The following is a 3,578-nucleotide window of genomic DNA, read 5'->3' on the forward strand; positions in this document are numbered from 1 at the left end:
GATTACTCCGCCTGATTGTGCCAATACTTCTAAAAGATTTGGTACAATGACATTGAGCCGGAAGTAATTGAGTTCAATCAAATGATTGTAGTCCCTGTCTTTTAATTTATCCCAGGAATCCAACAAAAAAGGAACTGTTTTACCAGAGTTGATAATACTTAGGGCTTCGGATGCAATCGTTTTGAAATTTTTCCGATGATTCAGCGTAACGACACGCATAAACCGCTCTAACATTTCTTGTTTTTCCTTTTCCGTGTAGCCCGCTTTGAGAGGGATTATTTTTGCAAGTTCCGACTCTTCCCGATCTCCTTTTGTTTCGATTTCTGGTTTTGTTTTTTCTTCCACTTTCCCGGTGTCTTCGGTAGGAGGAACAAGGCGAAGTTCTGTTTCCTGGGAAACATTTTTTTTGTATTCGTCTACAATGAAACTTTCCGGAACTTCTTTTGAATCTTTTTTACTCCATTTGACTTTCTGCCCGCGATTTCGAAGTTTTTTCAACCAATCGCCTAAAAACCTGTTTTGTGATCTTTTTTCGTTTTTGTCTGTGAATTTCCGACCCTGTAAGTCCTGATAAATTTCAATGTCTTTGTGCGCATCTTTGTATTTCAGTGCTTCAACGGTTTTCTTTTCGATGTCAAGAACAATTTCCATCTCAGGAGCGGGAACGAGTTTACCGCTTTCGGTTTTGTCATGCTGGGAAATCCCGATATAGAATTTGTTTCCTTCGTGACGGAGTACTTCCAGGTAAAAATCCAGGTAGCCCGTTTTTAACGCCTTTCCATAAATGTACTCTCCGTTGAAATCTCTCAACTTCAAATACAATCCGGGTGCGACTAAAGTCAGTCTATCGTAATTTTTTTGGTAAATCGTCAGATTAGGCTTGTTGCCTGATCCGGAGTCTGTCGGTGGCTCGCTCGTGCTTTCTTTCTCTTCTGTCTGACGGAAATCCTCTCGGACAGAATCCAGGTATTCGTTTACTTTTCCGGTCCTTTTCAATTCCTGGGCTTTGGTGGTGGCTTCATGCCATGTAATTTCAGGTTCATGATGACAAATAACAGAACGGAGTCTGCTGTTATTGCTCATGATTTCTTTGTTGGTTAGTGCAAGATACTCTTCAAGAGTATAAATGCCATTTCTCGAACCCATCACGGTTAATATTAAGTTGCTTGCCTTTTTCCAATCGGTTCAAAGGTGTGCCGATTGTCAAACCGGATAGACATGGGGTTTCCTGTCCGGTGTTCACTCCGAAGAATGTGTTGCTTTTTGTGAATGTTGCCATAGCACGTTGATTTAAATAATTAATCATCTATGCGATAGCCTTTGAATTGGGCGTTTGGACTGCCCGTTTATTTAGGGGAACGTGCAAAGGTTCTACACGCCAGGTATTCATTCCAACGACAATAATTTTCAATTGTTACATTGATCGGATATTTTAACATTTCTTTATAAAACACCTGATTTTACTAGTGTTTTAGGGTGTTTGTCGATCGAATTGAGTCGGTCATATAGTCGGCTGAGTCGGTTCGTCCACTCGAAAAGTTGATTTCGTCGAAATGGGTTTAAGTCGGTTTCGACTCGAATTTGAACAAATTAAAAAGTGTTTGTTCCTGGTCGATCAAAAAGTTGAATTGATCCGGTTGAAAAGTCAAATCTAACCACTCGAAAAGTCGGTTTTGTCGAAATATCAGATAGAGAGTAAAAAATAGGGTGATCTTGAGAATCACCCTTTTATAATTGAGTATTTCAAAAGAAGTTTTAGAAACCAATCCAATAAATTACGGACATCCGGCATCTTCTTTGATTTCTTCCAGTATTGCCGTTTTGTAATCATTTAAAAAAGTAGCAATATCAGGATCGCTTCCTGTATTTGCACTCCAATCTAATGAAGTACTGCTACAAATCGAACTATGTGAGAAAGTTACTACATAATCAGAAGACCCGCCAGCACCTCCGCCTAAAACTGATCTTCCATTAAATTGAAAAGTTCCATTAGGACAAGGTGGAGCACCTGTAAGCGTAAGGGTTCCGACAAATGAATTCGGACTGTAAGTACTATTATCAACCGTGCCATTGACAATTATCCCGCAACCATTTGATGTCATTAGTGTAAAATTAACTGGTACTGGCTTCCCCATTGGGAGTTTTTTAGTTGATTGGTTCGAAAATGAATTTAAAAGAACCCAGGAAGTAATTAGAAAGAAAGATAAAGTGATTTTTTTCATAGAATAGTGTATTAAAATTCAGTTCAATCTAATAAAAAAGTAGACCTATTCCAAATTTCGAATACAAAGACTTTTGAAATAGTGAACTAAACTCATCAAGTCTGAAATCAAATCCAACCACTCGAAAAGTCGGTTTTGTCGAAATAGATTCGAATAGGTATTTACACTATTAAAAGCAGGTGGATTCATTTTTCTAACCCATTCGAATATCCTAATTCGATTAGCTTATTGCTGATTTCGTTGTCAATTTTCCGCTTCGATGTGCAGAAAGTAAATGTATCCAGGGAAGTAGAAAAAGGTTGTTTAATAAATTCAGCAAACCGAATGTCTGTTTTGTAAATTCTCAACTCATTAAGACCAGTTAATTTTTCAAGCCCGACTAGAATACTAAATGTTTTACAATTAATTATTCGAAGCTCCTTTAAGGTCGGAATGTCTTTTTCGAATCGAAGTTCGGTTAACTGTAACTGATCTTCGATTCTCAGGCTTTTGAGTTTTTTAAATTTGGAAACATTTGTAAAGTTATTGAATCCCCGAACTCTTATTATCTCCAGGTTTTCAATTTCATTTTCTTCAATTTCATTTATGTTTTCTCTTCCGCCTAATACAAAATGTAATGATTTAAGCTTTTTAAGCTCATTTATAAAGGCTATTGAAACTTTTGAAACGGAGTTTAAACCTAAGAACTTCAGGTTCGTGATCTTCCCAACAACTTCAAGATTTTTGGTGTGTCCACAAACAATAAGAAAAGACAAATCTTTGTAGTCTTCTAAATATTTCAAATTAATCCCTTTTCTTTTCGTTTCACCAATTGTCAGTTCTTTCAATTTGAAAAAATTAGGTGCTCTAAAAATCTCTGTGTCTGCAAGTTCAAACACGCCTAAACTTAAACGACTAAGGTTTTTTAGTTCTGTCAGGAATTCCAGATTGTCTGCTTTCAATAAACAATCCAGGTGTATCGCTTTTGCGTTCGGTAATTTTAAGAGTGTTTTACAATCAAATGAACTTTGATAATGACCGTAGAAACGAATAATAAAATTGTCATCAAACTCCTGGCAACAAGTATCTAATTCTGTCAATATTTTGTCAGAATAAATTCTATCTGAAAATTGAATAATGACTCGCTTTCCTGCCTTTAATTCAGTATCAATGAAAGACCTATCAATTTTTTCAGGGTTATTTATTCTATGTTGTTCTATCATGTCGCAAATTTGTCTCCAATACTACAAAAAACCAGAGACATGAAAATAACTGACACCTAACTTTCACAGTTGCTTTATGTATAGTCGAATAAATCATTAATGCTTGTCCTTGATCAATCAAAAAGTTGAATTGATCCGGTTGAAAAGTCAAATC

4 protein-coding genes are annotated in these 3,578 nt (G+C 36.4%); all 4 read right to left on the reverse strand.

Annotated elements, in window-relative coordinates:
- Positions 1-1,083 (reverse strand): hypothetical protein (locus tag Q1V93_RS15190; protein WP_300665826.1); only part of this gene is annotated, 1,083 nt, incomplete at its 3' end.
- A gap of 31 nt (positions 1,084-1,114) precedes the next feature.
- Positions 1,115-1,279 (reverse strand): hypothetical protein, encoded by a 165-nt coding sequence (locus Q1V93_RS15195; RefSeq protein WP_300665827.1) that lies wholly within the window; start codon positions 1,277-1,279, stop codon positions 1,115-1,117.
- Positions 1,280-1,775: 496 nt separating this feature from the next.
- Positions 1,776-2,222 carry a hypothetical protein gene (locus Q1V93_RS15200; RefSeq protein ID WP_300665828.1) on the reverse strand — a complete coding sequence of 149 codons (447 nt, stop codon included), beginning with the start codon at positions 2,220-2,222 and terminating at the stop codon, positions 1,776-1,778.
- 185 nt (positions 2,223-2,407) lie between these two features.
- Positions 2,408-3,424, reverse strand: coding sequence for a hypothetical protein (locus Q1V93_RS15205; RefSeq protein WP_300665829.1), 1,017 nt, complete (start codon positions 3,422-3,424; stop codon positions 2,408-2,410).
- Positions 3,425-3,578: the final 154 nt, after the last annotated feature.

The organism is Fluviicola sp., assembly GCF_030151805.1.
GTDB lineage: Bacteria > Bacteroidota > Bacteroidia > Flavobacteriales_D > Crocinitomicaceae > Fluviicola.